A 7,271-nucleotide genomic window follows, 5' to 3' on the forward strand; every position below is an offset into this window, starting at 1 on the left:
GTCCGCGGCGTCCGGGTCGTCGGCCCAGCGCTCGGCCGCCATGCGTCGCCGGCCTTCGCCGGAGACGAGGTAGAGGGCGCGGTCGCCTCGGAGCGCCGCGGCCCAGGGCTCGCCGCCGCCCTGCCCGAACCAGCCGGCGCCCGCGGAGACGGGGAGGACCGCGGTCACGCGGCGTCCTCGAGACCGCTGGCAACGAGGTCGGCGAACGGGGTGCCGGGGAGGAGCGCGGCCACCTCGCGGGCGCTCTCGGCGGTGTCGACGTCGGTGAGCCGTGGCAGGTCCGCCACGCGCAGGCCGGCGGCGACGAGGCGGCGCCGCTGCAGGGCGCCGGTCCACGGCACCGACATCGGCACGCCCGCGATCAGCGCGCCGTCCGGCGCGTCGAGGCCGAGCGCCCAGAAGCCGCCGTCGGTCGCCCGGCCGAACCAGGCGTCGGCGCCGGAGTCGTCGGCGAGCGTCGCTTCGAGCAGCTCCGGATCGACCTGCGGCGTGTCCATGCCGATGAGCAGCGTGCGATCGGTCATGGCGTCGAAGAGCGCGGCGAGCCGCACGTCGAGCGTGCCCGTGGGCTGCGGCAGGACCTCGAAGTCGCAGCCGGCCGGCGGGCGCCCGTCCAGGAACAGCACGTGCCGGTCCGCGCGCACCCGGGCTGCCGCCGCGAGGGTCGCTTCCAGTGACGCGGCGGCGACCTCGGCGGCCTGCTGCGGGGTGAGCGCGGGCGTGAGCCGGGTCTTCACCCGGCCGGGAACGCACTCCTTGGCGATGACGACGAGCGTGCTCATGCTGCGGGATTCGGATCCGGGCGCGGATCCGATGGGTGCGCCGGGTGCGTGGGCGCCGAGTGAGCGCTGAGCAGCCGCTGCATGTCGCGGATGGCCGTCACGGTGCCGCGGATCGTGCCCGTGACCTTCGAACGGCCCACCCGAGGGCGGTACTCCACGTCGAGCTCCGCGACGCGCCAGCCCGCGTCGCTCGCCGCGAGCAGCATCTCCAGCGGGTAGCCGCTCCGCCGGTCGGTGAGGGCCAGGGCGACGAGCGGCGCCCGCCGGGCGACGCGCATCGGTCCGAGGTCGTGCACCTGCACGCCCGTGGTCGCCCGGATGCGGGAGGCGAGCAGGCGGTTCGCGAGGCGGGCGTGGGCGGGCCAGGCGCCGCGGCCGACCGGGCGCCGCCGGCCGAGCACGAGGTCGGCGGTGCCCGTGAGCACGGGCTCGGCGAGCCGGGGCAGGTCGGCGGGGTCGAGGGACGCGTCGGCGTCGCAGATCGCCACCAGCTCCGCGCCGGCGGCGGTGACGCCGGCGTGCACCGCCGCCCCGAAGCCGCGCCGCGGCTCGTGCACGACGAGGGCGCCGAGCGCGGCGGCGACCTCCGCGGATCCGTCCGTCGACCCGTTGTCGACGACGATCGCCCGCCAGCCCTGCGGCACGCGCGAGAGCACCCATGGCAGTGCCGCGGCCTCGTTCAGGGTCGGCAGCACGACCTCGCCGAGCGTCATCGGACCGCCGCCCGCAGCGGGGCGGACGCGAACTCGGCGACGCCCTCCTCGAACGGCACCGGATCCGGGACCGCGAGCTCGGCGCGGAGCCGGGCGGATGAGGCGGTGATGTGCCGCACGTCGCCGAGCCGGTAGCCGCCGGTGACCACCGGGGCCGGGCCGCCGCGCGCGGCGGACAGCGCGGTGGCGAGGTCGAGGATGGTGTGCACGACGCCGCTGCCGACGTTGAACGCGCGCACGGTCCCGTCGCCGGGGGCCCCGGTCCAGTCGAGGGCGGCGGCGTTCGCGGCCGCCACGTCGCGCACATGCACGAAGTCGCGGCGCTGGCCGCCGTCCTCGAGCACGGTCGGGGCCTCGCCGCGCTCCAGCTGGGAGCGGAACAGGGAGGCGACGCCGGCGTAGGGCGTGTTCTGCGGCATCCCCGGCCCGTAGACGTTGTGGTAGCGGAGCGCCGCGACCCGTCCGCCGGTGGCGCGGGCCCAGGCGCTCGCGAGGTGCTCCTGGTGCAGCTTCGTCGCCGCGTAGACGTTCCGCGGATCGAGCGGGGCGTCCTCGGTCACGAGCTCCGGCACGAGCGGCTCCCCGGTGACGGGGTCCCGCGGCTCGAAGCGCCCGGCGTCCAGGTCCTCGCGCCGCCGCGGCGGGACGGCGACCGGCCCGCGGCCGGAGCGGTACGCGCCCTCGCCGTAGACGACCATCGACGAGGCGAGCACGAGCCGGCCGACGCCCGCCCGCCGCATCCCGGCGAGCAGCACCGCGGTGCCGAGCGCATTGCTCGCGACGTAGTCGGGGGCGTCGTCGAAGTCGACTCCGAGACCGACCTTGGCGGCCTGGTGGATCACCGCGTCGACGCCGTCCAGCGCGGCTGCGACGGCCGAGGGATCCGTCACGTCGCCGACGGCCGTCTCGACGCCGGCGCGCGGCGCCGCATCCGCGCCGTGCACGTCGGGGCGGAGCGAGTCGAGCACCCGGGCGGTCCGGCCCGTCGCCTGCAGCCGGTCGACGACGACGCCGCCGATGAAGCCGGCGCCCCCGGTGACGAGGACGACCCCGCTCACGACCGGGCCTGCGCGGGCCGTGCGAGCACCTCGGCGATCGCGTCGGCCGGCACCCCCGCCTCGATGGCGAAGTCCTCCGGGATCCGCGCGACGATCGCCGCGATGGCTCGGCGGATCACGGGCTGCGCGTCGCGGAGGCGCTGCATCACGAGCGCGGCGCTCACCGCGTCCTCGTGGCCGCGCTCGACGGCCGAGTCGCTGTCCGTGACGAACGAGCAGTTGACGACCCCGATGCCGAGCTCCAGCGCGAGCGGCGTCTCCGGGGCGAGCGTCATGTTGATCGTCGTGCCGCCGGATGCGGCGTGGAACCGCGACTCCGCGCGCGTGGCGAAGCGGGGGCCGTCGATGACGACGGTCGTGCCGGTGGGCCGCACGACGGCGCCCTCCGCCGTCAGGGCGTCGACGGCGAGGGCGCGCAGCACGGGGTCGAACGGATCCGGGGCGGCCAGGTGCTCGACGCGGTCCTCGTCGAAGAAGGTGCCGGGCCGGCCGCTCGTGCGGTCGAGGTACTGGTCAGGCACGACGAAGACGCCGGGCGCCGCATCGGGCACGAGGCCGCCGACGGCGGAGGAGGTCACGAGTGCCCGCACCCCGAGCGACGCGAGCGCCCAGACGTTGGCGCGGTAGGGGATGCGGTGCGGCGGGAAGGTGTGCCCGCGACCGTGCCGCGGCAGGAACGCCACGCGACGGCCGCCGAGCTCGCCGACGGCGATCGGCGCGGACGGCGGGCCGTACGGCGTCGCCACCTCGATCCGCTCGGGGTCGGCCAGGAGCTCGTAGAGCCCAGATCCGCCGATCACGCCGACGGGTGCGGTGTCGTCCAACGGTCCTCCTCATCTCGCGGGGTCGAGCGGACCCCCGCTGTGCGTTCGGAGCCGCGCCGTCCTCCGATCGGGCCTGCCTACGCTTGTCCGGTGGCTCACCTGATCGGCGCGGAACGCATCCGGCTCGAGGTGCCGACCCGGGTCGTGCTCGACGACCTGTCGCTCGGCCTCGAGACCGGCGACCGCGTCGGCGTCGTCGGGCGCAACGGCGAGGGCAAGTCGACGCTGCTCGCGCTGCTCGCCGGCACGAAGGAGCCCGACTCCGGCCGGGTCACGCGTCGCGGCGGCGTGGCGGTCGGCGTGCTCGGCCAGCAGGACGTCGACGGCACCGGCACGGTGCTGGACCGCATCGTCGGCGGCCGCGAGGAGCACGAGTGGGCGGGCGACCGCCGCATCCGCGACGTGCTGTCGGGCCTGCTCGACGGCCTCGACCCCGCCACGCCGCTCGCCGACCTCTCCGGCGGGCAGCGCCGCCGGGTGGCGCTCGCGCGGCTGCTCGTCTCGGACGACGACGTGCTGTTCCTCGACGAGCCCACCAACCACCTCGACCTGCAGGGCGTGCGCTGGCTCGCCGCGCACCTGAACGCCAGGTGGGGCGCCGGGCAGGGTGCGCTCGTCGTGGTGAGCCACGACCGGTGGTTCCTCGACGCGGTCTGCACGCGGATGTGGGAGGTCCACGACGCGACGGTGGAGGCGTACGACGGTGGCTACGCGGCCTACGTGCTCGCCCGCGTCGAGCGCGACCGGCAGGCGCGGGCGATCGAGGACCGGCGGCAGAACCTGCTGCGCAAGGAGCTCGCCTGGCTGCGCCGCGGCGCCCCGGCCCGCACCTCGAAGCCGAAGTTCCGGATCGAGGCGGCGACGGTGCTCATCGCCGACGAGCCGCCGCCCCGCGACCGCGTCGAGCTGAACCGGCTGGCGACCGCGCGGCTCGGCAAGGACGTGATCGACCTGATCGACGCATCCGCCGGCTACGAGGGCCGGCCGGTGCTCGAGCACCTCGAGTGGCGCATCGCGCCGGGGGAGCGCACCGGGATCCTCGGCCGCAACGGCGCCGGCAAGTCGACGCTGCTCGCCCTGATCGACGGCAGCCTGCCGCCGCTCGCCGGGCGCGTGAAGCGCGGCACGACGGTGCGGGTGCGGCGGCTCAGCCAGCAGCTCGACGAGCTCGACCCCTTCGCCGACGACCTCGTGCGCGACGTCCTGGGGCGGATGCGCACGGCCTACAAGGTCGGCGACGCCGAGCTGTCGCCGGGGCAGCTGCTCGAGCGGCTCGGCTTCCCATCCGCGCAGCTGAGCTCCCGGGTCGGAGAGCTCTCCGGCGGGTGGCGGCGCCGCCTGCAGCTGCTGCTCGTGCTGCTCGACGAGCCGAACGTGCTCATCCTCGACGAGCCCACGAACGACCTCGACACCGACATGCTCACCGCGATGGAGGACGTGCTCGACACCTGGCCGGGCACCCTGATCGTCGTCTCGCACGACCGGTACCTCATCGAGCGGGTCACCGACCAGCAGTACGCGGTCGTCGGCGGCCACCTGCGGCACCTGCCGAGCGGCGTCGACGAGTACCTGGCGCTGACGGACGCCGAGGCCGCCGTTCCCGAGCCGGCCGTCGCTGGGTCGGCCTCGGAGGCGATGAGCGGAGCCGACCGGCGGGCGCTCGAGAAGGAGCTCACCTCCCTCGAGAAGCGGCTCGCGAAGGCGGAGGAGCGGATCCGCGCCGAGCACGACGCGCTCGCGGCCCACGATCAGGCCGACTACTCGGGCCTCGGCGCGATCACTGCGCGCCTGTCGGAGCGGGAGGCCGAGCGCGACGCGATCGAGCTCGCCTGGCTCGAGGCGGCGGAGCGGCTCGAGCACGCGGATGCGGTCACCGGCTCCAGCGCAGGAGCCGCGACCCGCTCGTCCTGAGCGACCCCGACGCTCGGCCGTGCTCCCGCACGTGTCGCGATTCCTGCCGCCCGCTCGCGCCGATCCCGGCAGGAGTCGCGACGCATCCGTCGCAGGAGGATCGCCCTCTTGCGCGATCCGACGAAGCGTGTAGATTCGCGATACATCGTGTCAAGATATATCGCGTTCAGGAGGACGGCATGACGGATGAGGAATGGCTCGTCGAGGGCCCGCGCACCATCGACGTCGAGGGCGTCGACCGCCTGAAGATCGGCCTGATCGGCGGGCAGGTGGACGTCGTGGCGCACGACGAGCCGGGTGCCCGGATCGAGGTGCACTCCGTCTCCGGCCGCCCCCTTCGGGTCGCCGTCAGGGACGGCCGGCTCGAGATCGATCACCCGCAGCTGCGCTGGGACGACTGGCTGACCACGATGCGGGCGTTCGACTCGAAGGCCCGCGCGGACGTCAGCCTGCTCGTGCCGAGGCAGGTCGCCGTGAAGCTCGGCGTCGTCTCGGCGGCCGCGCTCGTCTCGGGCACCCGCGGCGACGCGGTGCTCAGCACCGTCAGCGGGGACCTCGTCGCGGACTCGCTCGTCGGCGATCTCGCGCTGAACGGGGTGAGCGGGGAGTTCTCGGTCCGTGACCACGAGGGCCGCGTCACCGCCCAGACGGTCTCGGGCGCGGTCACGGTGTCGGGTCGCGTGACCGACTTCTCCTCCGACGGCGTCTCGGCGAACGTGTTCCTCGAGATCGCGGGCGCGCCCCGGAAGATCCTCGTGAACACCGTCTCGGGCTCGGTCACCGCGCGGCTCGACGCCGACATCCGCGCCGAGTACGCGATCACGACGGCCAGCGGCCGGCTGCGGCTCGACGACGTGTCGGAGCGGCAGGTGCGCGGCCGGTACACCGGCGTGGGCGGCCCCGCCGACGGGCGCAGCGTGCCGTTCCGTGTGAACTCCGTGAGCGGCGACGTGAACGTCGTGCACGCGGTGCCGGCGTGAGCGCTCCGGTCTTCGGCCACGGCAAGCTGCGGCTCTACCTGCTGGCCCTGCTCGACGAGCGCGAGCAGCACGGGTACGACCTCATGCAGGCGCTGTCGGACCGGTTCGGCGGCACGTACGTGCCGAGCGCGGGCACCATCTACCCGAGGCTGTCGAAGCTGGAGGAGGACGGCCTCGTCACCAAGCGCAGCGACGGGCGCCGCACGGTCTACGCGATCACCGACGAGGGTCGCGCGGAGCTCGCCGCACGCCGCCGGGAGCTCGACGGCATCGAGGAGGAGGTCGGCGACTCGGTGCGCCGGCTCGCCGACGAGGTGCGCGCGACGGTCGGCGACGCGATGCGGTCGCTCCGGGCCGACCTCGCGGCGGCGACCAGCGGGCCGGCTCGCAGCGCTCCCGGGCCGCAGCCGAGCGGATCCGCGGACGACCCGCGCCGCGCCTCCCGCGCACGGCTCGAGCAGGCGGACGTGCGGCTGGACGACTTCCGCGCCCAGGTGCGCGCCGACCTGAAGGCGGCCGCCGCCACCGGGCGGCTCAGCGCCGAGGCGGTCGGCCTGCTGACCGGGCGCCTCGACGCGCTCCGCGCCGAGCTGCACGAGGCGCTGCGCGGCTGAGGCGGAGAGGCCCTCTGGCACACTGGGTCGTCGCCGTCCGCCTTGGTGTAATGGCAGCACGACAGCCTTTGGAGCTGTGAGGACCAGGTTCGAGTCCTGGAGGCGGAGCTGAGCCGTTACCGAAGGAGCCTCGTGACCGCATCCGCCCGCCCGCTCGCCGTGGTCGTCCTCGCCGCCGGGCAGGGGACGCGGATGCGGTCCCGCACCGCCAAGGTCCTCCATCCGATCGCCGGGCTGCCGATGATCGCGCACGTGCTCGCGACCGCGTCGGCGCTGCAACCCGCCCGCCTCGCCGTCGTCGTGCGGCACGAACGCGACGCGGTCGCCGAGGCCGTCGTGGCCGCCGCGCCGGATGCGCTCGTCGTCGACCAGGACGAGGTCCCCGGCAC

The 7,271-nt window shown here is 75.3% G+C and carries 7 protein-coding genes, 1 tRNA gene and 2 pseudogenes; 6 read left to right on the top strand and 4 right to left on the bottom strand.

Annotation, left to right across the window (positions count from 1 at the left end; translation table 11 throughout):
* Positions 1-164: 164 nt before the first annotated feature.
* Genes VIG76_RS07130 through VIG76_RS07145 form a run of 4 tightly spaced genes read right to left on the bottom strand, consistent with a single transcriptional unit; the run spans position 165 to position 3,377 of the window.
* On the bottom strand, positions 165-782 hold the full coding sequence (locus VIG76_RS07130; protein WP_331952559.1) for a TIGR04282 family arsenosugar biosynthesis glycosyltransferase: 618 nt from the start codon (positions 780-782) through the stop codon (positions 165-167).
* Positions 779-1,495, bottom strand: coding sequence for a glycosyltransferase family 2 protein (locus VIG76_RS07135; protein WP_331952561.1), 717 nt, complete (start codon positions 1,493-1,495; stop codon positions 779-781). Before VIG76_RS07135 ends, VIG76_RS07130 begins: the two co-directional genes overlap by 4 nt.
* On the bottom strand, positions 1,492-2,553 hold the full coding sequence (locus tag VIG76_RS07140) for an NAD-dependent epimerase/dehydratase family protein (RefSeq protein ID WP_331952563.1): 1,062 nt from the start codon (positions 2,551-2,553) through the stop codon (positions 1,492-1,494). Before VIG76_RS07140 ends, VIG76_RS07135 begins: the two co-directional genes overlap by 4 nt.
* The gene (locus VIG76_RS07145; protein WP_331952565.1) at positions 2,550-3,377 is read right to left on the bottom strand and encodes an MTAP family purine nucleoside phosphorylase; all 828 of its coding nucleotides are present in this window, start codon (positions 3,375-3,377) and stop codon (positions 2,550-2,552) included. The genes VIG76_RS07140 and VIG76_RS07145 overlap by 4 nt, the downstream gene beginning before the upstream one ends.
* Positions 3,378-3,521: 144 nt before the next feature.
* On the opposite strand from VIG76_RS07145, the pseudogene VIG76_RS15170 reads away from it, so the two are divergent.
* The 6 genes and pseudogenes from VIG76_RS15170 to glmU all read left to right on the top strand — a co-directional run.
* A pseudogene (locus VIG76_RS15170) lies at positions 3,522-3,927 on the top strand (ATP-binding cassette domain-containing protein); the annotation flags it as partial.
* 8 nt (positions 3,928-3,935) lie between these two features.
* On the top strand, positions 3,936-5,288 hold the full coding sequence (locus VIG76_RS07150) for an ABC-F family ATP-binding cassette domain-containing protein (protein ID WP_414640615.1): 1,353 nt from the start codon (positions 3,936-3,938) through the stop codon (positions 5,286-5,288).
* A gap of 179 nt (positions 5,289-5,467) precedes the next feature.
* The gene (locus VIG76_RS07155) at positions 5,468-6,268 is read left to right on the top strand and encodes a DUF4097 family beta strand repeat-containing protein (protein ID WP_331952569.1); all 801 of its coding nucleotides are present in this window, start codon (positions 5,468-5,470) and stop codon (positions 6,266-6,268) included.
* Positions 6,265-6,882 (top strand): PadR family transcriptional regulator, encoded by a 618-nt coding sequence (locus VIG76_RS07160; protein ID WP_331952571.1) that lies wholly within the window; start codon positions 6,265-6,267, stop codon positions 6,880-6,882. Before VIG76_RS07155 ends, VIG76_RS07160 begins: the two co-directional genes overlap by 4 nt.
* A 36-nt stretch (positions 6,883-6,918) precedes the next feature.
* Positions 6,919-6,990: transfer RNA gene (locus VIG76_RS07165), tRNA-Gln, on the top strand.
* Positions 6,991-7,074: 84 nt separating this feature from the next.
* Positions 7,075-7,271 (top strand): annotated as a pseudogene (gene glmU / locus VIG76_RS07170) (bifunctional UDP-N-acetylglucosamine diphosphorylase/glucosamine-1-phosphate N-acetyltransferase GlmU); the annotation flags it as partial.

Origin of the sequence: Amnibacterium sp., from assembly GCF_036559085.1 — a bacterium.
Taxonomy (GTDB): domain Bacteria; phylum Actinomycetota; class Actinomycetes; order Actinomycetales; family Microbacteriaceae; genus Amnibacterium.